This window comes from Methanoregula sp. PtaB.Bin085 (genome assembly GCF_002067035.1).
GTDB lineage: Archaea > Halobacteriota > Methanomicrobia > Methanomicrobiales > Methanospirillaceae > Methanoregula.
Genome location: NZ_MVQB01000046.1, coordinates 105,736 through 127,768, shown reverse-complemented (window position 1 = coordinate 127,768; position 22,033 = coordinate 105,736). Strand labels below are relative to the sequence as shown.

Sequence of the window (22,033 nt, the reverse complement as noted above, 5' to 3'; positions counted from 1 at the left end):
TTTCACGCGGGGGGCACTGAGTGTGGACGAACAGAACATGCGGGGGACAATGGAGAAACCTGTACTTTCGGGATGGGTGGAACTGGGAGGCCGCAGGCTTTCCTTCGATGAGATCTCTATGATATGCAGGGACCGGCCGGAGGAGATCCTCCGCTTTGGCGGCGAGTTTGCCCTTTCATGGGATACCTGCACTGCCCGCGACCACCTCGGGATCCTGAATGGCGCAGGGCCGAAGGGGGCACTTGCCTGCAACGGGGTGACAAAGGGCACAATTTCCCCGGAGGTGACGGATCTATCGCTGGAGGAAGCAATCGTCACGGCTGTGGCACTGCGAAGCGATGAGGGGATTACCGCCCTCTCGGGGGGAGTGGACTCCTCGCTCGTGGCAAAGCTTGCCGGGCGGGAGTGCGTTGCCGTTGGCCTGGAGAACTCCCATGACCTGAAGCAGGCGCGTCATGCTGCCGGGCTCCTTGGCCTTGACTGCACCTGTGTCACGATCACGGAAGCGGAGGTTGCAGCAGCGCTCCCCCGCGTTGTCGCAGCGATCCCGAAGAAGGACCCGGTTAACACCGGCATCGCCCTCACCCAGTTTTTCGTTGCGCGCTTCGCGGGAGAACACGGGTACACAAGGATCCTCACCGGGCAGGGCGCGGATGAACTCTTTGGCGGCTATGCACGGTATGAGGAATCGGAAGATCTTGAGGCGGAACTCGCCCGGGACTTCCTTGGTCTCGAGGCGCAGGCCCGGCGCGACCAGGCGGTTGCAGCGCTGCATGGCACCTACCTCTCCATGCCGTACCTTGACCTCCGCGTTGTGCGCGCTGCACGGATCATCCCCGCGCAGGAGAAGGTGCAGGGCGGCCGACGGAAGATCCCGTTAAGGAAGGTCGCAGAGCGCCACATTCCGCCGGATCTCGCGTGGATGGAGAAGAAAGCCATGCAATACGGGAGCGGGGTATGGGGCGTTCTCCGGAAGCTTGCCCGGAAAAACGGTTATAAAACGTCCCTGCAAGATTACATAGACCAGATCATACGGGTGGAACATGGTCACTGAGAAAGACGTTCAGCATATCGCGGAACTGGCCGATGTCGGCATCCGCACAGAAGAACTGGGCACCTTCACGCACCAGTTCAATGCAATCCTGGAGTACTTCGATATCCTCGACCGGGTCGAGGGCAGCGGACAGGGGGAGCGCGACCTCTACAATGTCCTGCGCGAAGACGTGGTCGAGCCTTCGCTCCCGCAGGACGAGGTGCTCCGGAATGCTCCCCACACGGAAGACGGGTTCATCAAGGCCCCGCGGGTGATGTGATGGCCGGTACGATCGTATTCGAACCGGACGACCGCTACAACGCCTTTCTCTCCACCGCCACCGCCGGTCCACAGGGATCCGGGACACTCAGCGGCGTCATGGTGGCCGTGAAGGACAATATCTCCACCCGGGGGATCGAGACGACCTGCGCATCGAAGATCCTCAAAGGCTATGTTCCCCCCTACGATGCCCACGTTGTCGGGCTCCTGAAGGCTGCCGGTGCAACCATTGCCGGCAAGACCAACCTTGACGAGTTCGGGATGGGCACCACAACCGAGAACTCCGCATTCGGGCCCACCCTCAACCCCCGCGACACCTCCCGTGTGCCCGGCGGTTCAAGCGGCGGCAGCGCTGCCGCGGTCGCTGCGGGCATGGTGAAGGTGGCGCTCGGAACCGATACCGGCGGCTCCATCCGCTGCCCGGCCGCGTTCTGCGGGATTGTCGGCCTGAAGCCAAGTTACGGCCGGGTCTCCCGGTACGGCCTCATCGCGTACTCCAATTCGCTTGAGCAGATCGGTCCGCTGGGTAGGACCGTGAGCGACGTCTCCACCCTCATGGGAGTCATCGCGGGCTACGACCGCCACGATTCCACCTCCCAGAACAAACCGTACAACCACACCCCCAAAGCCGACATCAAAGGCCTGAAGATCGGCATCCCGGCGGAATACTTCGGGAAGGGTGTTGACCCGGACGTTGCTGCGGTCGTGAAGAAAGCGATTGGCCGGCTCGAGGAACTCGGGGCAACGACCGTCCCGTGCAGCATCCCCTCCATGGAGTACGCCCTTGCCGCGTACTATGTCACCTGCACGAGCGAGGCAAGCTCCAACCTTGCCCGCTTTGACGGCGTACGGTACGGCCCGGCACCGGACTGGAAAAAGTCGTGGCACGATGCCTTCCAGGATGTACGGGGATCGGCGTTCGGCGCCGAAGTGCGGCGCCGGATCATGCTCGGCACGTTCGCGCTCTCGAGCGGGTACTACGGGAAGTACTATGCCAAGGCGCAGGTTGCCCGCAGGAATGTCCGGGAGGACTTCAACCGTATCTTCCGGGACGTGGACGTTATTGCCGGCCCGACCATGCCGACGATCGCGTTTAAACTGAAGGAGAAGAGCGACCCGCTCTCCATGTATCTCGCAGACATCCTCACGGTGCCGGCCAATCTTGCCGGGATCCCGTCCATCTCCGTTCCGTGCGGCACCTCACAGGGCATGCCGGTCGGCCTCCAGATCATGGGCCGGATGTTCGAGGACGAGCGCGTGGTCGATGTCGCGTACGCATACGAGCAGGCGGTGAACTGATATGACAGATCCTGACGGGCAGGTCATTGTCGGTCTCGAGGTCCACTGCCAGCTGGACACGAAGAGCAAGCTCTTCTGCGGGTGCTCGACCGATTACCGGAACGACGGCCCCAACACCCATGTCTGCCCGATCTGCCTCGGACTCCCCGGCGCTATGCCGGCCCTGAACAAAAAGGCGATCGAGTACGCGATGAAGGTGGCGAAGGCGCTGAACTGCGAGATCGTGAACGAGGCAGAGTTCTCGCGCAAGAACTACTTCTACCCTGATCTCGACAAGGCCTACCAGATCACCCAGTACGACAAGCCGCTCGCAGAAGGCGGTTACCTGGAGATCGAGAGCGACGAGGGCGGCGAGAAGAAGGTCCGGCTCACGCGGATCCATGTCGAGGAGGACCCGGGCAGGCTTGTCCATATGGGCAACGCCGAGCGGGGGAAGTACTCGCTCGTGGATTACAACCGTGCGGGCATCCCGCTCATCGAGATTGTCTCCGAACCGGACATGCGCTCACCAAAGGAGGCGCGGAAGTTCCTCAACAAGCTCCGGGCCACTCTGGAGTACCTCAGCGTCTTCGATTCCGAGAAGGAAGGTTCGCTCCGTGTCGATGCCAACATCTCCATCAAAGGCAGTGAGCGCGTGGAGGTCAAGAACATCACTTCCTACAAGGGCGTGGAGAAGGCGCTTACCTTCGAGGTCACCCGGCAGAAGAACCTGATCCGCCGCGGCCAGAAGATCGACCGCGAAACCCGCCATTACCTCGAGGCGCGGGGAGTCACCCAGTCGGCCCGCTCCAAGGAGCAGGAGCACGATTACCGCTACTTCCCGGAACCGGACCTCCGCCCGCTCCGCGTGAAGTCGTGGGTTGACTCCATCGTCCTTCCCGAGCTTCCCGATGCCCGGCGCGAGCGGTTCATGAAGCAGTACGGGTGCTCGCTCAGCCATGCCCGGACTCTGACGGGCGAGCTGAAGCTGGCTAACTTTTTCGAGCAGGTTGTGAGGGAGGATCCCCATGGACTCTCCCCGCTTGCGGCAACCTGGATCGCCGACACGCTGATCGGCGAACTGAACTACCGGGACATGAGCCTCGACAGAGTCGATCCGGCAGCCATGACCGGCCTTGTCCGGCTCCTGAAGGCAGGGACCATCACCGACAAGAGTGGTGTCGAGGTCATGCGGGTCATGCTCGACCAGCGGCTCAAAGGGGAGGCTGCGGAAACGCCGGACGCGATCGTGAAACGCCTCGGGCTCACCAAATCCGCGGGGGACGACGGTGCCCTGATCGCCGCGATCGAAGAGGCAGTCAATGAGAATCCGAAGGCACTCGAAGATTACCGGAACGGCGAGGGCAAGGCCCTTAACTTCCTCGTCGGCCAGGTCATGAAGAAGACCCGGGGGAAGGCGGACCCGGCGATCCTGAACACGATGCTTGCCGAAGCGCTGAAGAAGCGGGGAGTCTAGTCCATGCACCTGATCGTTGCGGAGAAGAACATCTCGGCACGGCGCATCGCGGAGATCCTTGGCGAGGGCAAGAAGATCACCGAGCACAGGGATGCCGGTGTCTCGACGTACTCGTACGGGGACACGACAACGGTCGGTCTCCGTGGCCATGTTGTCGAGATCGACTTCGAGCCGGGCTATTCAAACTGGCGGAGCGAGCAGTACACTCCGCGGAGCCTCATCGACGCAAAGACCATCAAGGTCCCGACCGAGAAGAAGATCGTCGCCCTCCTTCAGAAGCTGGCAAAGAAAGCCGACCGCGTCACCATAGCAACGGACTTTGATACAGAAGGGGAACTGATCGGCAAGGAGGCCTACGAGCTGATCCGTGCCGTCAATAAGAATGTGCCAATCGACCGTGCCCGGTTCTCGGCTATCACGAAAGGGGAACTCCGGCACGCGTTTTCAAAGACCGCGGAACTCGACTTCGCGCTTGCGGCAGCGGGCGAGGCCCGGCAGTCCATTGACCTGATGTGGGGCGCATCCCTCACCCGCTTCATCTCGCTTGCTGCAAAGCGGGGCGGGGCAAACATCCTCTCGGTCGGCAGGGTCCAGAGCCCCACGCTCACCATGATCGTGGACCGGGAGAAGGAGATCGAAGCCTTTGTGCCGGAGAAGTACTGGCAGCTCGGCCTCGAGACCGAGAAGCGTGGCGAAACGATCGAGGCCCGGCACACGCACGGCCGGTTCCACGACAAGGCGGAGGCAGAAGCTGCCCGCGACCGGACAAAGGATCCGCTCGTTGTCACCGAGGTCAGGGAAGGCACCAAGCAGGACCGTGCCCCCTCGCCGTTCGACACCACGACCTATATCGTTGCAGCGGCAAGGCTCGGGTTCTCCGCGGCCAACGCCATGCGGATCGCCGAGGACCTGTACATGAACGGTTTCATCTCGTACCCGAGGACCGACAACACCGTGTACCCGGCTTCGCTCGACATCAACGGTATTTTAAAAACCCTGCTCTCTTCACCGTTCAGAAAGGACGTGGAATGGATCCAGAAGAACCGCCGGGCGGAACCAACCCGCGGCAAGAAATCCACCACCGACCACCCCCCCATCCACCCGACCGGTGCAGCCACCCGCGAGCAGCTGGGCGATGACGCGTTCCGGATCTACGAGCTTGTGCTCCGCCGGTTCCTCGCAACCCTGGCTCCCGATGCTCAGTGGAAGACGCTGAAGATCCTCTTTGTTGCCGGCGGCGAGGAGTACACCACGACGGGAGGCCAGCTCCTCGAACCCGGCTGGCACGCGGTATACCCGTTCTCCGAGGCAAAGGAAGTTATCCTCCCCGCGTTCGCGACCGGTGAGAAGCTGCCCGTGAAGAAGGTGACCCTCGACGAGAAGGAAACCCAGCCACCCGCCCGGTACACACAGAGCAAGCTGATCCAGCGGATGGAGGAACTCGGGCTTGGCACCAAAAGCACCCGGCACGAGGTCATCGCAAAGCTCGTCTCGCGCAAATACGTCGAAGGTAACCCGCTCCGTCCCACCCTTGTCGGAAGGGTTGTGACCGAGTCGCTCGAGCAGCATGCCGACACCGTGACAAAGCCCGACATGACCCGGACGCTCGAGGACCACATGCAACAGATCAAGAAGAGCGAGAGGACACGGGAAGATGTGATCAGGGAATCGCGCGAGATGCTGCACAAGGCGTTCGACCAGCTCGAGGCAAACGAGCAGGTGATTGGCGACGACATCCGCAACCGTACCGCCGAGGAGATGAACCTCGGAAAATGCCCGGTCTGCGGCGGCACCCTCGCCATCAGGCACATGCGGGGCAACACCCAGTTCATCGGCTGTTCGCGGTATCCCGAGTGCACGTTCAACATCGGCCTTCCCATGGCCCAGTGGGGCTTTGCAGTCAGGATCGACGAGATCTGCGAAAAACACGGCCTCAACTTCGTCCGGCTCGTCCGGAAAGGCGCCCGCCCGTGGGACATCGGCTGCCCGCTCTGCCACCACATCGAGTCCAACAGGGAGTCCCTTGCCGCGATGCCGTCCATGACACCGGCGCTCTCTGAAAAACTCCAGAAACAGCACATCTACACGGTTGCGGAGCTCGCCCGCAGCACACCGGAGGATCTCGCGAAACGGCTCGGCCTGATGGTATCCGAAGCTGCACAGGTCGTTGCCGATGCCGGCACGATGCTCGAGAAGCTCCGCAAGCGGTCGGAGTGCCGGAAATTCCTGCGGGACCGGCTCATCCCGCGCAAGGGCCGCAGTTATGCAAAGATCATGGACTGCCTGAAAGCGCAGGGCATCACAGAACTCGCAGGCCTTGCAAAAGCGGATGTATCTGCCCTGAAGACCGCCGGGATCGGCGATACCGAGGCAGAACAGGTGCTGGCAGAGGCAAAGAGCGTCTACTACGGACAGGTACTGCGGGAGATGGGGATTCCCGCCGTCAGCCTGAAGAAGTACCTCGCCGCCGGTTTCATAACGCCTGATGCATTCTGCGATCTGAAGCCAGAGACGCTCAGCGAGCGTACGGGCATGTCCCTTGGCACGGTACAGAAACACGTGGAGATGGTATGCAAAGCCCTGGGAAAGCAGGCACCGAAGAAGGTTGCAAAAACCCAGACGGAACGCGGGCGGAAGGAACTCCTCACCATCAAAGGGGTAACCGAGCAGATCGCCGGGAAACTGATCCTTGCCGGCGTCACGGACGGGAAAACGCTCGCGGCCGCCGATCCTGCCGCGGTGGCAAAGGAGACAGGGATTCCCGTGCAGAAGGTCCGGGACTTCCAGGCGATATTCAGAAAGAAGAAGGAGATCATCCAGCTGTAACGGCCGGATGACGGATGCTATTTTTTCAGCGCCAGCTCGATTGCTACCCGGAGATCGGCATCATGGAATGGTTTGACAATGAATCCTTCGGGTTTTGTGGCTTTCGCCCGTTCGACTGTCACGGTATCGGGATGGGAACTCATATAGATGACGGGAATATCGTACCCTTTCTTGATCATCTGGGCCGTTTCAATCCCGTCCATGGTTCCACGGATGTTGATATCCATGAGCACTACATCGGGCCGGTTGTTGACGACAACCTCCATCGCCTCCGCACCGGTCGCGACCCTTCCGCTGACCATGTACCCGAGGTTTTTCAGGCGCCAGTCTTCCACCCGTGCGAGAATATCGTCGTCTTCAACAATAAGTACCGAAGCTCCGGACAATGATACACACCCCATTATTTCATTGAATTATGTTTTTTGTAATATCTTTAAAATTTATAAACATATCTGTCGTACCTGCAGGAACGCGGAAAAACGGTCCTCACCGGAATGGGCCGTTCTCCCAGAATCCCTGAACCACCGGTCGGATTCCGGCTGGCGGAATTTTTCTCCCCGTGCTGCTGATGCCACCGGTTTATGAGAAAGGAAGACACACGTATCTGGTGATACTGATGAAATGGAAAGACTGGGTGCACGTGACCAAGCTCGATCCGGACAAGCAGCTGAGGCCCGGCGACATCGAGGCCATCGCCTCAAGCGGCACCGACGCCCTGATGCTCTCGGGTACCCTGAACGTGACGCAGGAGAACCTTGCGGAACTCCAGAAACAGGTGAAGGCCTACGGCCTGCCGCTCGTGATGGAGCCCGCTGGCCCCGAGGCCGTGCTGGTGCAGGGTATCGATTATGTCTTCGTGCCCAGCGTGATGAACACCACCGATGTCACATGGCTTGTCGGGAAGCACCGGGCTTGGGTGCAGATGGCAAAAGGGAAGATCCCATGGGACGTCATCGTGCCCGAGGCCTATATCGTGCTCAATCCCAATTCCTCGGTTGGCAAAGTCACCAAGTCCCTCTGTGACCTGAAGGCAGAGGAGGTCGCTGCCTATGTCACCGTCGCCGACCACTACTTCCACTTCCCCATCGTGTACATCGAATACAGCGGCACGTACGGCAACCCTGCGATCGTAAAGGCTGCATCGGACGCGCTCGACAAATCCGTCCTCTACTACGGCGGCGGGATCAACTCCGCGGAGAAGGCAGCCGAGATGAGCAGGTATGCCGACACCATCGTGGTCGGGAACGCGGTGTACGACCAGGGCGCTGCCGTGCTGAAGGCAACGGTCGACGCCATCCAGTAATTTTTTATGCCCGAGATCGACATCGTCCTTGTTGCCCCAATCTACGAGGGAAACGTGGGGTTCTGCGCCCGCGTGATGAAGAACTTCGGGTTTACACGCCTTGTGCTCGTTGATCCCTGCCCGCTCGGTAATGAAGCGAAAGCCCGGGCATCGCATGCGCAGGACGTGCTTGCCGCAGCCGAGACCTGCACCATCGGGGATGTCTTTGCCCGGAGCAATATCGTAATCGCGACCACGGGAACCGTGAGCAAGTCGGTCTGCCATTCCATGCGGATGCCATTCTATTCGCCCAGGGAGATTCGGGAACGGCTGAAGGACGCGGGCGGCCGTGTCTCGATCCTGTTCGGGCGCGAGAACTGGGGCCTCAACAACGAAGAGGTGAAACGCAGCGACATGATCTGCACCATCCCGACGAACGAGGAGTACCCGATCATGAACCTCTCGCACGCGGTCGGCATTGTCTGCTACGAGCTTGCGGACCTGCCGCTCCCCGCGTTCCGGCTCGCATCACCCACCGACATGAGGTATCTGTACGACCATATCGACCGGTACCTCGACACCGTCCACCACCCGAAGTTCAAGCGCGAGAACACGATGATCCTCATCCGCCGCATTCTCGGCCGGTGCAACCTGACGAGCCGGGAGGCGAGTACGCTCCACGGCCTGCTGCGCCGGAGCGAGTGGCACATCGACCCGTCCTCGCTCGACCGCGACAGGACGGGCGCGGTGAACCTGGAAGACGGAGTAGATGAAGACAGGGAGTAGCGGGTCTTTCCTTTCATGAAAATCCAATCAATATATGGTGGCTCCCCATCTCAAGGCCCTTTTCGGGGCACTGCGGGTCAATCTCCTGTTTCAGGAAACCGGTAATTGAATGCCGCCGCGGGGCGCCCTTCGGGGCGGTGGCCGTTCATCACAAGGATAATTCGGGAGTGTCAATGCCCGCATCTTTTTATTTTGGCGGGAAATATTACCTGCAGCATACAAAAATTGTCCCTCCCATGTATCGCCGCACCCTTTTTAATATACCCTGAATAACTATTACAAAGCGCATGGAGGAACTGCGGACTTCCAACCTGAAGACAGCAAAGGAACTGTCTGACGTTATTCTCGAAGATCTGGAGATGAACCAGCTCCCGATATCGCAGATTCTGATGAAAACCAAGCGTCTCGCCCGTCTCCTCCACGATTCGGATGCCCAGAAGTGGATTGACTTCGAGATCACCGGCTATCCCCCGGTCTTCGATCCCGCGGAGCTCGGGACCTGCCGGAAATACTTCACGAGCGATCGCCCGGTCCTCCGCGACGACCGGATGCGCAAGCCCCGCCCCATCGGTATGCCGCAGCTCGAGTCCTACATCCGGGCAACACTGCCGGAGAACATCCAGAAACTCGGGCCTCAGGATGCCCAGAAGATCCAGATTGTGAACCGGCACCATGAAATGCTCAACGACTTCGAGCGGCTCAAGACCGCGGTCCACAACTACGTCACCGAAGTCAACATCGCGCTCTCGGTCGGGGAATATGCAGAGAGCCTTTTTGAGGATTCCCGGGTGGCTGCTGACCGCTTCATCCGCGAGCACTGCCCCCGCGTGGGCGAGGAACTCCTTGCCATCAACGAACAGCTGGACTTCTATAACCCGGAGTCCTTCTCCGAGGCCATGATCGCAGTCCGGAAGATTCTTGCAGCAGTCGCGGACTCTGTCGTCCCCGTGCAGGAATCCCAGTACAAGGACCGGAAGGGACGCGAGCGGAAGATCGGCCAGGACCAGTACCTCAACCGCATCTTTGCGTATCTCGAGCAGAACGCAAAAAGCGACGCGTTCCTCACCATGATCGAGGCGGAGATGAGTTACATCTTTGCCAAGGCCGATCACCCGGCCGACAACCTCCGCGGCCTGTACGAACCGCTCTCGCGGGACGATGTCGAGCTTGCCATCATCCACATGTACCTCATCGTTGCTGAGATCGCGAAGATCCGCAAAGTCGAGACGGTGTACCTCAACACATACGCGTCGAAGATGCAGTGAACGGGTTTTCCAGATCTCTTCTGCCTGAAATGAAGATATAAAAGCCGGCCAGAGGAAACCGGTAATCTGCCCGCCGCGGGGGCGCCCCGTCGGGGGCGGCGGGGGTCAATCCTCATCAGACACCGGATAAAAAGCCTGGATATTGCACCTAATCCCTTATCTCCTGAAAAACCCCATACATGTGCCGATGATTCTCGTTGACTGGCAGCTCCTCGACCGCATCGAACGGGAGCACATTAAAATCAAACCGTACGACAAAAGCCTGGTGCAGCCGAACTCCATCGACATCCGGCTCGGCAACCACTTCATCTGGTACAAATCTTCGGACAAGGTCATCGATCCCCGCGATAAAAAATCGATCACAACCGGTGTCGAAGAGACCGAGGCGGACGAGTTCGTAATACAGCCAGGCGCGTTTGTCCTCGCCCGGACGCTGGAGTGCATTGAGCTTCCGGACAACATTGTCGCCACCATCGAGGGCAAGTCAAGCATCGCCCGGCTCGGTGTCACGCTCCACCAGACCGGTGGCTGGATCGATGCCGGGTTCCGCGGCACGATCACGCTGGAGATGTGCAATGTCAACACCCGGCCGGTGAAAGTGTATGCCGGCATGCCGATCGGCCAGCTCGTCTTCTACACCACCGAGCGGGCAGTTAATCCGTATTACAGTAAGGCCGATGCGAAATACATGGACCAGCAGCAGGCAACGCTCTCCCGGTACCACGCGAACAAGAAGAAGGAATAACCGGGTACTCGACCGGAACTACTATTTTTCGTATTCTTTCTTGATTTTTCAATGATGGGGGCTGATGCCCCCATACCCCCGGTTATGATGAACGGCCGCCGCCCCAAAGGACGCCCCGCGGCGGCTTCGATTACCGTGTATCTTCATGAGTACGAGACCTGGTAATCTGCCCAAGCGCGACCCGACGAGGCGTCGCACCGACCCCCGAAGGGGGTGGGTATGCTCATAAGTCCACGGGTTTTTTACATTTTTCCCAACGGAGCAACCCTGAGGCGAGGAGGAGTCGTATTTTTTTAAATTTTCGGGAAATTATTGCTCATTCTTTCCTTCTTCTCGATCTGTATCCGACTGTTCCTCCGCCAGAACAGATTACCCACTATAATATAGCAGAAAAACCCATTTTATACGGATGATCCTACCGGACCGGAGATGAATTCATGCGACTTCTTCTCATTCATTCAGATTACATCGAATACGAAGCAAAAAAGAAGACAAAGATGGCAGAGGAGTGTTCCGTCCTCTCGGACAGGGACGAGGAGACACTCACCGTTTTCTGTGCCGTGGAATCGATCGATGAGGAAGACCTTGAGGGCGTTGTCCTGCAGGGCATCGCGGAGATAAAAAAGACCGCCGGGCAGGTCAACGTGGACAGGGTCCTCCTCTACCCGTACGCCCATCTCTCGAGCGATCTCGCGTCGCCCAAGACTGCCGTCACCGTGCTCGACTCGCTCAAGGCCGGGCTCGAGGCCGACGGCCTTTCCGTCAAGCGTGCGCCGTTCGGCTGGTACAAGGCATTCAAACTCTCGTGCAAGGGCCACCCGCTCTCCGAGCTGTCCAAGACCATCGTGCCGGGTGGTGAGGAAGGGGCGGCAAAGCCGGCAAAGAAGGAGGTTACCCACGACTGGTTCGTGCTCACTCCGGACGGCAAGAAGCACGATTACAAGGAGTATCTCGACGATTCCCCGTTCGGGTGCCTGGTGAAGAAGGAGCTTGGTATCGCGACCCCGGTCGGCGGCGAGCCTGCCCATGTCGAACTGATGCGGGGCAAGGAGCTCGTGGACTACGAGCCCGCGTCCGATGTCGGCTGCCTGCGCTGGATGCCGAAGGGCAAGCTCCTCCGCGACCTGCTCGCGGACTACGTGCTCCGGATGGTGCTCGAGTACGGCGGTACGCCGGTCGAGACTCCGGTCATGTATGATCTTGGCGACAAGGCCATCTTCGAGCACGCGGACAAGTTCGGCGAGCGGCAGTATCGCTTCAAGTCCAACAACCGCGATATGATGCTCCGGTTCGCGGCCTGCTTCGGCATGTTCTCGATCATGCGGGACATGCACATCTCGCCCAACAACCTGCCGATGAAGATGTACGAGCTCTCGACCTACTCCTTCCGGCACGAGCAGAAGGGCGAGGTCATCGGGCTCAAGCGCCTGCGTGCGTTCACGATGCCCGACATGCACTCGCTCTGCCTCGACATGCCGCAGGCCCTGAAGTGCTTCGAGGACCAGCTTGCGATGGGCTGGCAGACCGGCAGGGACTTCGAGACCGAGCTCGTTGCCGCCTTCCGGTGCACGAAGGACTTCTATGCCCAGAACGAAGCGTGGGTGAAGAAGATCGTGAAGGACTCCGACTGCCCGATGCTGATTGAGATCCTCTCCGACCGCGTCCACTACTGGGTTGCCAAGATCGACCTTGCGGCCATCGACGGCCAGAAGCGCCCGATCGAGAACCCGACCGTCCAGATCGATGTCGAGAGCTCGACCCGGTTCAACATAAAATACCACAAGGAGGACGGCACCCCGGTCCACCCGCCCATCCTCCACTGCTCGCCCACGGGCAGCGTCGAGCGCGTGCTGTGCGCCATCCTCGAGAACATCTCCACCCAGCCGGTCCCCGCCCTCCCGACCTGGCTCTCGCCCTCGCAGGTCCGCGTCGTGCCGGTCACCGAGAAGCACCTCGCGTTTGCCGAAGATCTCGTGAAGACCATCAACGCGGCAAATATCCGGTGCGACATGGACGACCGGAACGAGACCATGGGCAAGAAGGTCCGCGAGGCCGGCATGGACTGGGTCCCGTACGTGGTGGTTGTCGGCGACGAGGAGATGAGCTCGAAGAAGCTGACCATCACTGTCCGGAAGAAATCGCAGCCCAACAAGCCGTTCAAGGAGCAGATGACGGTCGATGCACTGATCACTGCCGTGAAGAAGGATGTTGAGGGCAAGCCGTTCCGGCCGCTGTACACGCCGCGGAAGCTTTCGATGAAGGCGCGGTATATCTGAAAATCTCTTTTTTTCCGGACTGCTATCCCTGCAGGGCTGTTTCAATTTCCATCGAAGTCCGGAGCTGGAACCGGGTAAATCGATGAGAGCGGGAGAACAGGATTTATTTTTATCAGACCGTGAATTTACGGAAGATTCTCATTTTACTGCTTGAATTCAGCCGGCGGAAAATGGGGCGGAGCATCGATTGAAAAATTCCGGTAATCGACATCTTTTTCATTATAGATGATGTGCAATGGGTATCCAGCGAGGTTCTCACCGGGCTCACCGCCCTTTTTCCCTGAGACGAAATCGATCCCGTATGTTTCGCCGCCCAGTAACACAGAACCACTGAGATAATTCTGACTTACGAAGAGCATGACATCACTCTGTGTCCCCCTGAGATGACCGTGATAGCTTACGATGCTGGTATCATCATCAGAATTTGCCGTGTTTACTGATGGGATCCGGGATAATTCCATCGGGTAGTCTTTTCCTTTCAGGACGAGAGTGATTTCCTTACCGGATTTCAGTTGTTCTTCCAGCGATCTGGTATCAATCCTGACTATGTCGTATTTTTTGATTTCCGAAGGAACAGGCAATTCCGTTGAATTATGAATTCTGTATGAATCAAGCTCGCCGTTCATCCCGCTGTTATTCGCAATAAAAAAGGTATAACGTGCGTTTTCTGATATAAGGTTCAGGTGGTTCACGGAATCCGAATCATCCGGCACATGCGACATGCACCCCGCCGCCATCGCCATCGCGAGCAGCAGCACCAGCGCCACCGCTGCGCTCAGCTGCCACCTCCGGCGCTCAGTGAAAGGGCGTGCGGTCATGCGATGGAAAAAATCGGTGCGGGGCGGGAAATAGATTGCGAAATATTTTCCGGGATGGATGATGAGTGCAGAGGTGGACACAAAAAATTCATCGTATTTTCAAAATTCGTACGATACCCGGCAATTCTTTTTTTTAAAAACAAAAAAAAAGGATCAGGAGTTCTGCCTACCCCGGATAATGAGCACCGCTCCGAGCAGGCCGGCAATGAACGCCAGCGGGAGGAAGAGGGTGGGGAACTCAGGTGCAGGGGTTGTTGGACAGGAACCCGCTTCGATCCGGAGATAGCCTGTGCCGGAACCCCATGGATTCTGGACTGCTTCAACAAAGAATTCGTGCCTGCCGGGCGCGACATTAAAGCATCCCTTGCTGAATTCGCTGGTGGCATATGCCGTGTCCGGGTCGCCGGTCCAGTACGGGGGGAAGTTAACCGGAGGAACCGGTGGCGAGGTTACGCCAAGGAGGACCTGGCCGTCATACACCTTGAACTGGTCTCCGGGATTGTACGCATCCGTTACGATAAGCCGGCTCTCGACTTCACCCGAATAAGGGAACGAAGGGATGGCTGGAGCCGGTACCCCGCTGCCCCAGTCAAAACTATACCAGGTATCCATACTTGTCAGACCTGCCGCCTCAAGAGTCTTCATCCCGGCACCGGCGCCGTTCCCGCCTGCAGCACCTGCGCTGGAAACGAGAAGTACGAGGAATAATACCAATAAACCCGCTTTTATCTGTTTCATTTAAACCACTCATCTTCCCGCATCAGCTCCGTTGGTTATCTCAGGGAGATCCACCGGAGTGATGAGAGCCTGATTGTACTGAATCGGATGGAGAAATATCAATATATGCACGTCACCGGTGCATGGCATCAGAGATGATCCAGCCGTGACGGAATTCTCCCATGACCCTGATAAAACCGGTTTTTCTCAATCAGCAGCCGGTTGTTTCGGGTCAGATAATGACAGGGTCCGGTGAACCAGGTTTCCGGCAGCGGATTATCCGGCATCCGGAAAAGCAGCAATCGACAGGGAAAATGCACGGGAAAAAACCGGTCATCTCTTTGAGGAGCACCCCATCAGATCCCGCCGGGATTTTCAAACAATTCTTCGTTGGTATCCCCGGTAATCCGGTACGCGCCCGGCGGCACGGTCATCTCGAACCGGGCACCCTTCTCCGGATCGCCAGTCTCCCTGACGGTTATCAGGGTCAGCGCGAGGATCTCCTGCATCAGGAACAGGCCCATCTTCGTATCCCCGGTAACAACCCGCCTGAATATCGCGGCCTTGTCCTTTTTTGCGATCCCGGCACCATCGTTCTCGCAGACAAGGACGTACCCTCCGGGCGTGACCGAGCCGGAGAAGCGGATACGCGTGAGGGACGGTCCCCCATGCCGGAGGGCGTTGTCGATGAGATGATGTATGACACGCCCGATCATGGGATCGGCATAGATCATGACACCCTCCACATCGTTCTCCAGCCGGGTGCCATGGAGATCGAACTGGCCGGAGGCCGAATCAATCAGGGATGAAATATCCTGCCACCGGGGGACGCTGCTGCCGAGATTCTCATACTCCTTGGTATACTCGATCTGGTGCCGGATCGCGACGGCAGCAATCTCCGTCCGGGACAGGTATTCAAGGAGGGTCGCGTCGCTGGTCGAGCTCTTTGCCAGCTCGAGATAGCCAAGCACCGCCGTGAGCCGGTTGCGGATATCGTGGCGTGTAATACCGCTCAGCAGGTGCAGTTTCCGGTTCGCACGGGTAAGAGCGCCGTTCTCCCGAAACCGGCTGGTGATATCATGGGCATAGATCCGTACGGCACGTCCTCCCGGTGAGAGCGTCAGGGATTCTTCGAAAACCGCTTCGCCGACCGTCACTTCGCGGGTGATAAATCCCGACGGGGACTCTTTGAGCGACCGGGCAATCTCTGCGATATCTTTTGGCAGGAATGCTGCCGGGTTGCCGGGCATTTTCAGGTTCTCAAGCCAGGTCAGGCATGCCGGGTTGGCATACGTTATCTCCCGGTTCTGGTTGATCTCGATGACCGGCTCCGGGTTCAGCTCCGGGAACGACGCGAGACGGCGGATCTGGTTCTCAAGCTGCTTGCGTTCCGTGATGTCACGCCCGACGCCAAGAATCCGGACCGGTCTTCCCTCATCGTCGCATATGAGCGAGAAAATGTTCTCGCTCCAGAACGTGCTGCCGTCTTTTTTGCAGAATTCCAGATCGACAGTAACGGGATCGGGCGCTTTTCCGGTCGTGTGAGCCTTTTGCACGAGATCGTCCCGCATCGAGAGCACGATCGCCGCCGATTCCGGGGACAGGCGGTTGACAAGCGGGACCTGCTCGAGCTCCTCGAGCGTGTATCCCCGGAGCCGCGCCACGGACGGGTTGATGAATACTGGCGTGAGATTGAGATCCATCAGCCAGACCATGTCCGAGACCGAATCCGTGATCAGGCGGAGGGTCTGCTCGCTCTTTTCGATCTCCTCCTCAGCATGCCGGCGGGCGGTGACGTCCCGTATGATCGCAATCAGCCGGCGCTCCCCGCCAACGGTGACCGAGGACAGGGACACGTCCGTATCGAGCAGCCGGCCGTCGCTGTTCCGGTACTGCCACGGGAAGAACTGGGTCCCCCATTCGTAAGCAGCGAGGGTATAGGTTGCCGCAGCTTCCGCCGATACGGTGCCATCGGGCTGGACGGGAGGGGAGAACTCCGCGTGGTCGTGGCCGATGATCTGCTCGCGACGGAGGCCCCAGAGGCGCTCAGCTGCAGGATTGCAGTCAAGGATCGTCCCGTTCATGAGGATGACAGCGTCCGTTGATTTCTCAAAGATGGTGCGGTACCTCGCTTCGCTGTCAGACATGGCCTGCTCCGCACGCTTGAGGGGCGTGATATCCGTTGCGATATGGATGACACGTTCGAGGTTGCCGGCATCGTCCGTCACCGGGGTGCATGAAATAAGGTACGTTCCGCCAAAAACCTGGACCTCAATGGAGGCAGTCTCCAGCCGGCCGGTCTCCCTCATCCGGGTGAACGGACAGCCCTCCGGCGGGCCGGTGCAGCGCGGACCGTGGAACACCTGCCAGCACTTCATGGTCCGCAGCTCGTCCCGGGTCTTCCCGGTGAGCCGGAGGATCGTATCGTTGGCCTCGAGGATAGTCCGGGATGGATCGAGAATAACGGCAGGATTCCCGATCGCAGAGAAGATCGTCTCCCATTCCCGCCGTGCCGTTGCAGACGCCGCGAGAATCTGACGACGTTCCGAGATATCGGTAACAAACGAGTAGAAGTACCGGAGGTTACCGCCGCTGTCGACGGTCCGGTGAGCGAAGATCTCGACCGGCACGCGGGTTTTGTCCTTTCGCAGGAATTCTTTCTCGTACCTCCGCGGAATACCGGTGGAGATGAGCCCGGCAAGTTCTTTCTCTTCCGGTTCTGAAAATTCCGGGGGCGTGAGATCTTTCCATGTGAGTGCCCGGATCTCCGTTTCCGAGTACCCGAGCAGGTCGCAGAACGCCGGGTTCACGATCCCGAACCTCCCGTCCGCGTACCCTACATAGAACGGCTGGGACGACATCCCGAGGATTCCGGCAAGGAACCGGGCATGCTCCTCGCTGCCGGCAAGAGCCTTCTCCGCCCGGGCCCTGCGGGCCTGTTCGTCCAGCAGGCCAAGCGCAAACGAGACGTCATCGGCGATCTCGGTCATGAGCGCGACCTCCGTTTCCGTGAAGAACCCGGGCTCGGCGGCGTACAGGTTGATGACTCCGACAACCTCGCCGTGAAGGCTGAACGGGAACGCCGCAGAGGAGCGATAGCCCCGTTGTATCGCTTCCCCGCGCCAGGGTTCCATCCGGGGATCAGTGGCAATGTCGGATGTGATGATGTGAACGCCCGACCGGAACGCACTGCCGGTCGGGCCGTTCCCCTCCGGCGATGCGTCGAGCGGGATGCGGAGCGCTGCAAGGTATCCGTCCTCGTACCCCGCGTGGGCAACCGGGCTGATCAGCTGCTTCTCCCGGTCGATCAGGCCGACCCAGGCCATCCGGAAGTGCCCGTCTTCCACGGCGATCCGGCAGATTTCCCGGAGCAGGGTCTCGAGGTCGCGGACCCGGACGATTGCCGCGCTGACCCGGGAGAGCACGACATACATGCGGCGGGTGGCAAGGACCCGGTCCTCCGCTTCTTTCCGGCTGGTAACATCGCGGATGCTCATGATTGAGATGGTCCGGTTCTTCTGGGGATAGGTGCTTTCGGTTACCTCAACCGGAAATACCACGCCGTCCTTTTTCCGGTGGTACTGGGCAGGATCGAACCCTCCCTTTGATACAGAGGCCTGGTCAGGTGCCGGTGCGAGAAGGTCAGGGAACTTCATCCCGCGGATCTCTTCCAGGGCGTATCTGTACAGAACGAGCGCCGCCCGGTTCGCATCAAGAATATCCCCAGTTCTCCCGTCGATCACCAGCATTGCATCTCCTGCCGATTCAAAGACGTTCCGGTACCGCCGCTCGCTCGCTGCAATGCGTGCCTGTGCCTTCCGGCTTTCGGTGATATCGACTACGAAACCCTCGAGCTCAGCCCTGCCATCACGATCCCGGAACTGTCGGAACGTCATCGATGCGGTGAAAACGTTCCCGTCCTTTTTCCGGAACCTGACCTCGGTGTTCACCCACCCCCCGGTCTCCTTCGCCATCCGGATAAAGTCGGGCCGTTTATCCGGCTCAGCGTAGAGAGTCGCTGTGCCGCCATCCCGGTTAACCGTTGTGACAACGTCTTCGGGCGAGTCGTAGCCGAACATCCTCGCAAGGGCCGGGTTCACGTCCAGGAGCTCCCCTTCCGCCGCGGAGTGGAAGATCCCCATCGGCGCGTTGTCGAAGATGCCACGGTAGTGTCCCTCGCTTTCCTCCAGTGCCTCCTCCATATATTTCCGGGCGGTAAAATCCGTCATCACGCCGCGGATACCGGCAAAGCGCCCGTTCTCGTAGAACGGCCGGCTGGAGCCGCTGATCCAGATGACCTTCCCGTCGCGTGATCGTATCCGGAACACGTAGGGCTTTGCATCACCGTCACGGATACCCTCCATACGCCGGATGATGTCGAACCGGTCCTCTGCAACGACAAAGTCCATGACCGGTCGTCCGGTTACTTCCTCTGCCGTGTAGCCGAACTGCCGGACCATCGGGCTGATGTACCTGATGATCCCGGCAGTATCGATGATATACGGGACCTCATTGAGGTTCTCGACAAGGTCGCGGTACTTTTCCTGCGATTCGGCAAGAGCCTTCTCCGCAGCACGCCGCCGGACCAGCTGGGTGACCTTGTTTTTGAGCTCCGCGAACTGGCTTTTTGGCTCGCCGCCCTTCTGTACGTAGAAGTCAGCGCCGGAGTTAAGCGCCTCGATGGCCACTTCCTCCCGCCCCTTGCCGGTGAAGAGGATGAACGGCATGTGCGGGAACCGTTCCCGAAGGACTTTTAAAAACCGGAGGCCGTCCATGCCCGGCATCTGGTAATCGGAGATGATCGCTTCGTAGGAGACGCTGCCGAGCCGGTGCAGGGCCTCTTCGGCAGAAAGGCAGGTATCGACAGCGAATTCCCCGCCTGTCTCCAGGGAGATTTTCGTGACCTCAAGGAGGGCCGGCTCGTCGTCCACGTAGAGGATCGGGATCATGAGGCAGTTATCCTGGAAAAGCGGAGGGCGGGTATGCTTTCCTGTGTACCTTCATCATCCTTCTATGCAGATAAATTGTAAGGATAATATACTACCGGTCAATCCTGTTTTTTCAGGGCCTGTTCAATACCGGTCCTGAGTTCGACAAATGAGACCGGTTTGTGGAGGACGCCAAGGAAGGGATCGTTGATGGAGGCCATCTTCTCCTCAACGGACGGCGATGCGGAGAAGATGATGACCGGGAGGGTTTTGAGCGATGGTTCGGCGCGGAGCTTCTCCAAAAACTCCCAGCCGCTGATAGGCGTCATCATGATATCGAGCAGGATCAGGGCCGGCGGGTCATTTTTCGCATACCGGAGCGCATCAGGTCCGTTCGAGAGGAGGACCGGTTCGTACCCGAGCCTGCGGATCAGAAGATCCATCAGGTCGAGGATCGGCTCGTCGTCCTCGACAACAAGGATTCTCTTCGTCATTGCTGACCTCCCTCCGCTGCTTTCGGGGGGATTTTCGGCAGGTGGATCGTGAAGGTGCTGCCGAGGTTGACGATGGAATCAACACTGATATACCCGCCGTGCATCTGGATGTACTTCTTTGCAATCGAGAGCGAGAGCCCGACCCGGTCCGGTTTCCGGACCTGGCTTCCGGCTGCGGGAAGGTTGAATGGCTCGAAGATCTCGTCCAGCTGCGAGTTGGTGATCCCGACGCCATTGTCCTGGATGGAGATCCGGTGCATCTGCTCGGCGTTGCTGAACTGGTAGGAGACCCGGATCTTCCGCGGCGGCTTGGAGTAGTTCACGGCATTGGAGAGCATGGAATCGATGACCACGGATATCTTGCTCTCGTCTATCTCCATGACCGTTTCCTCCGGGGCATCGATGGTGAGATCGCCCTTCGACGCGTACCCTCCCGTGCTGACGATGGTTGTGAGGAGGTCGCGGACATTCACCTGCGAATAGGTGAGCGGGATCTTGCCGGCATCGAGAACCGAGAGCTCGAGCATCTGGTTGATGATCTGGCTCTCCCGGTCAACGCTTTTTGCGCACCGGTCGAGGATTGCCCGGGTCTCCTCCGTCACCCCGTACGTCTTGGGATCCTGCGTCAGCAGGTTGAGGTAGCCCATGATTGGCTGGAGGGGGGTGCGCAGCTCGTGGGCAACGGTCGAGATGATCCCGTGGCGCAGCTCGGTGTCCTTCTGGATCCGTTCCTTCAGCTGCTGCCGCTCGGTGGTGTCCACGAGATTGATCAGGAGGGCCGGAACGCCGCGGTGGACGATGGAGGTGAAGAAGAGCGCCCCGAGGCGCGTATCGCCGGTCTTCGTGATGAACCGGCACTCGCGGATGTCGGGCTGGTCGCCCTTCCCGCCATCGGTTGAGATGAACCGGAAAAACTCCGCCCGGTCCTCGTCATGAACAAGCGTCAGGAAGTCCTTGCCTGTAAGTTCTGCGGGGGAGTAGCCGGAGAGCTGGGTGAAGGCCGGGTTCGAGTACTCGATCTTCTGGTCGCGGAGGATGACGATGCCGGTCGGCGAGTTCTCGGTCACCTGCCGGTACCGGGCCGCGCTCTCTTCGGCAGCCTGTTCGGCAAGCTTCCGGCTGTTGATATCGATGATGGAGGTGCTTACCATATTCTCGGTGACCCGGCGCCACGAGAGGGTGACCCAGAGGGGTTCGTCGTCTTTCTTTTTGAAACGGGTCTGGAAGTTGGTGATGTCCGCACTCGATCCCAGGCGCTCGAAGAAGACACGCTGCTCCTCGGGGGTGGAGAACAGGGAGGTGAAGGTTTTGCTCCGGAGCTCCTCTTCGGTGTAGCCGAGCATGTCTTCCACGCAGGTGTTGGTCAGTTTTATGGCAAACGAGTTCTGATCGAAGAGGATGATCCCCATGAGCGACGATTCGAAGATGCTGCGGTAGCGGGCCTCGCTCGTGTTCACCTTCTCGGTAAAGTAGGCGACGACCACGGCGACGAGGATGAAGAGGATTGCCTGTGCGGTGGTGGAGATCAGGTCCACCGGGTTCGGGTACACGTAGTAGTACGAGAGAACCTCGTACGCGAGCGCGCAGGCACCGGAGAGGTATAATCCCTTCCGCGGGTAGAAGTAGGTGCCGTAGATGATGGGGAAATAGAAAAGCTGGGTATAGACCGCGCCGGTCTGCTGCGCGAGGCTGATCGCCGTGATAAGGATGCAGCAGAGGGAGAGGGAGAGGATGACAAATACCCGGACGATATCGGTATGCGAGATCTGCCGTCCAAGTACCTGAACTGTGCGATCCATGGATAGTGTCGATGTTAATTGTTGAAGTTA

Annotated in this window: 16 protein-coding genes; 10 read left to right on the top strand and 6 right to left on the bottom strand. The window is 59.2% G+C overall.

What is annotated here, in order from left to right:
- Positions 1 to 22: 22 nt before the first annotated feature.
- Genes A4E33_RS10290 through A4E33_RS10270 form a run of 5 tightly spaced genes read left to right on the top strand, consistent with a single transcriptional unit; the run spans position 23 to position 6,893 of the window.
- Complete coding sequence (locus A4E33_RS10290) at positions 23 to 1,054, top strand: asparagine synthase C-terminal domain-containing protein (RefSeq protein ID WP_363054210.1); 1,032 nt, start codon at positions 23 to 25, stop codon at positions 1,052 to 1,054.
- Complete coding sequence (gene gatC / locus A4E33_RS10285) at positions 1,044 to 1,313, top strand: Asp-tRNA(Asn)/Glu-tRNA(Gln) amidotransferase subunit GatC (protein WP_292347861.1); 270 nt, start codon at positions 1,044 to 1,046, stop codon at positions 1,311 to 1,313. The genes A4E33_RS10290 and gatC overlap by 11 nt, the downstream gene beginning before the upstream one ends.
- Entirely contained in the window at positions 1,313 to 2,611 is a 1,299-nt protein-coding gene (gene gatA / locus A4E33_RS10280) for an Asp-tRNA(Asn)/Glu-tRNA(Gln) amidotransferase subunit GatA (RefSeq protein ID WP_292347859.1), read from the top strand. The genes gatC and gatA overlap by 1 nt, the downstream gene beginning before the upstream one ends.
- Position 2,612: 1 nt before the next feature.
- A complete protein-coding gene (gene gatB / locus A4E33_RS10275; RefSeq protein ID WP_292347857.1) occupies positions 2,613 to 4,067 on the top strand; it encodes an Asp-tRNA(Asn)/Glu-tRNA(Gln) amidotransferase subunit GatB in 1,455 nt (484 codons plus the stop codon).
- A gap of 3 nt (positions 4,068 to 4,070) precedes the next feature.
- On the top strand, positions 4,071 to 6,893 hold the full coding sequence (locus A4E33_RS10270) for a DNA topoisomerase I (protein ID WP_292347855.1): 2,823 nt from the start codon (positions 4,071 to 4,073) through the stop codon (positions 6,891 to 6,893).
- Positions 6,894 to 6,910: 17 nt separating this feature from the next.
- Here the strand turns inward: A4E33_RS10270 and A4E33_RS10265 are convergent, their stop codons facing one another.
- On the bottom strand, positions 6,911 to 7,294 hold the full coding sequence (locus A4E33_RS10265) for a response regulator (RefSeq protein WP_292347854.1): 384 nt from the start codon (positions 7,292 to 7,294) through the stop codon (positions 6,911 to 6,913).
- A 215-nt stretch (positions 7,295 to 7,509) separates the two neighbouring features.
- Between A4E33_RS10265 and A4E33_RS10260 the strand changes: the two genes are divergently transcribed.
- The 5 genes from A4E33_RS10260 (at position 7,510) to A4E33_RS10240 (ending at position 13,247) form a co-directional block, all read left to right on the top strand.
- A complete protein-coding gene (locus A4E33_RS10260; protein WP_292347852.1) occupies positions 7,510 to 8,196 on the top strand; it encodes a phosphoglycerol geranylgeranyltransferase in 687 nt (228 codons plus the stop codon).
- Positions 8,197 to 8,202: 6 nt separating this feature from the next.
- The gene (locus A4E33_RS10255) at positions 8,203 to 8,961 is read left to right on the top strand and encodes an RNA methyltransferase (RefSeq protein ID WP_292347850.1); all 759 of its coding nucleotides are present in this window, start codon (positions 8,203 to 8,205) and stop codon (positions 8,959 to 8,961) included.
- Positions 8,962 to 9,248: 287 nt separating this feature from the next.
- A complete protein-coding gene (locus tag A4E33_RS10250; protein WP_292347848.1) occupies positions 9,249 to 10,226 on the top strand; it encodes a hypothetical protein in 978 nt (325 codons plus the stop codon).
- Between the two features lie 187 nt (positions 10,227 to 10,413).
- Positions 10,414 to 10,971 (top strand): dCTP deaminase, encoded by a 558-nt coding sequence (gene dcd, locus A4E33_RS10245; protein WP_292347846.1) that lies wholly within the window; start codon positions 10,414 to 10,416, stop codon positions 10,969 to 10,971.
- A 437-nt stretch (positions 10,972 to 11,408) separates the two neighbouring features.
- Positions 11,409 to 13,247 (top strand): threonine--tRNA ligase, encoded by a 1,839-nt coding sequence (locus A4E33_RS10240; RefSeq protein WP_292347845.1) that lies wholly within the window; start codon positions 11,409 to 11,411, stop codon positions 13,245 to 13,247.
- A 143-nt stretch (positions 13,248 to 13,390) separates the two neighbouring features.
- Here A4E33_RS10240 and A4E33_RS10235 read toward each other — a convergent pair whose 3' ends face one another.
- The 5 genes from A4E33_RS10235 to A4E33_RS10215 form a co-directional block, all read right to left on the bottom strand.
- A complete protein-coding gene (locus tag A4E33_RS10235) occupies positions 13,391 to 14,146 on the bottom strand; it encodes a hypothetical protein (RefSeq protein ID WP_292347843.1) in 756 nt (251 codons plus the stop codon).
- 72 nt (positions 14,147 to 14,218) lie between these two features.
- Positions 14,219 to 14,803, bottom strand: coding sequence for a hypothetical protein (locus A4E33_RS10230; RefSeq protein ID WP_292347841.1), 585 nt, complete (start codon positions 14,801 to 14,803; stop codon positions 14,219 to 14,221).
- Positions 14,804 to 15,138: 335 nt separating this feature from the next.
- A complete protein-coding gene (locus A4E33_RS10225) occupies positions 15,139 to 19,731 on the bottom strand; it encodes a PAS domain S-box protein (protein ID WP_292347839.1) in 4,593 nt (1,530 codons plus the stop codon).
- A gap of 98 nt (positions 19,732 to 19,829) precedes the next feature.
- Entirely contained in the window at positions 19,830 to 20,204 is a 375-nt protein-coding gene (locus A4E33_RS10220; protein ID WP_292347837.1) for a response regulator, read from the bottom strand.
- Complete coding sequence (locus tag A4E33_RS10215) at positions 20,201 to 22,003, bottom strand: PAS domain-containing sensor histidine kinase (RefSeq protein WP_292347836.1); 1,803 nt, start codon at positions 22,001 to 22,003, stop codon at positions 20,201 to 20,203. The genes A4E33_RS10220 and A4E33_RS10215 overlap by 4 nt, the downstream gene beginning before the upstream one ends.
- Positions 22,004 to 22,033: the final 30 nt, after the last annotated feature.

What these genes read in the sequence shown, in the direction of transcription:
- gatC (WP_292347861.1), top strand. Translation starts at nt 1,044, where the DNA reads ATGGTCACTGAGAAAGACGTTCAGCATATCGCGGAACTGGCCGATGTC.
- A4E33_RS10215 (WP_292347836.1), bottom strand. Translation starts at nt 22,003, where the DNA reads ATGGATCGCACAGTTCAGGTACTTGGACGGCAGATCTCGCATACCGAT.
- A4E33_RS10260 (WP_292347852.1), top strand. Translation starts at nt 7,510, where the DNA reads ATGAAATGGAAAGACTGGGTGCACGTGACCAAGCTCGATCCGGACAAG.
- A4E33_RS10255 (WP_292347850.1), top strand. Translation starts at nt 8,203, where the DNA reads ATGCCCGAGATCGACATCGTCCTTGTTGCCCCAATCTACGAGGGAAAC.
- A4E33_RS10270 (WP_292347855.1), top strand. Translation starts at nt 4,071, where the DNA reads ATGCACCTGATCGTTGCGGAGAAGAACATCTCGGCACGGCGCATCGCG.
- A4E33_RS10225 (WP_292347839.1), bottom strand. Translation starts at nt 19,731, where the DNA reads ATGATCCCGATCCTCTACGTGGACGACGAGCCGGCCCTCCTTGAGGTC.
- A4E33_RS10265 (WP_292347854.1), bottom strand. Translation starts at nt 7,294, where the DNA reads ATGGGGTGTGTATCATTGTCCGGAGCTTCGGTACTTATTGTTGAAGAC.
- gatB (WP_292347857.1), top strand. Translation starts at nt 2,613, where the DNA reads ATGACAGATCCTGACGGGCAGGTCATTGTCGGTCTCGAGGTCCACTGC.
- A4E33_RS10240 (WP_292347845.1), top strand. Translation starts at nt 11,409, where the DNA reads ATGCGACTTCTTCTCATTCATTCAGATTACATCGAATACGAAGCAAAA.
- gatA (WP_292347859.1), top strand. Translation starts at nt 1,313, where the DNA reads ATGGCCGGTACGATCGTATTCGAACCGGACGACCGCTACAACGCCTTT.
- A4E33_RS10230 (WP_292347841.1), bottom strand. Translation starts at nt 14,803, where the DNA reads ATGAAACAGATAAAAGCGGGTTTATTGGTATTATTCCTCGTACTTCTC.
- A4E33_RS10220 (WP_292347837.1), bottom strand. Translation starts at nt 20,204, where the DNA reads ATGACGAAGAGAATCCTTGTTGTCGAGGACGACGAGCCGATCCTCGAC.
- dcd (WP_292347846.1), top strand. Translation starts at nt 10,414, where the DNA reads ATGATTCTCGTTGACTGGCAGCTCCTCGACCGCATCGAACGGGAGCAC.
- A4E33_RS10250 (WP_292347848.1), top strand. Translation starts at nt 9,249, where the DNA reads ATGGAGGAACTGCGGACTTCCAACCTGAAGACAGCAAAGGAACTGTCT.